Raw genomic sequence first — 259 nt, forward strand, 5'->3', positions numbered from 1 at the left:
GAGGCCAGAGCATACCCGCCGGCGGTAAAAGGTGTGCTTAGCCCACTGTCATATAAAAAGACCCGTAATGGAGTGGTGTTTTTCAGGTGGTGCTGCACCGCTGTAACCCGTTTTTTCCAGTCCGTAACGAGTGCCTGTGCTTCGGTTTCACGGTCGAAAACCTGTCCCAGTCGCAGTTCATCCTGGTACAAAAGATCAAGCGTTGCCGGGGCAGGTTTCTGTCCGTTTCTGAAGCAGCTTTCAGAGAGCACAAGGGTGG

The 259-nt window shown here is 53.3% G+C and carries 1 pseudogene; it reads right to left on the reverse strand.

Features of this window, described 5'->3' with window-relative positions:
• Nucleotides 1-259, reverse strand: a pseudogene (locus HK25_RS13100) (ABC transporter substrate-binding protein); the annotation flags it as partial.

Source organism: Acetobacter sp. DsW_059 (assembly GCF_002153695.1).
Classification (GTDB): domain Bacteria; phylum Pseudomonadota; class Alphaproteobacteria; order Acetobacterales; family Acetobacteraceae; genus Acetobacter; species Acetobacter thailandicus.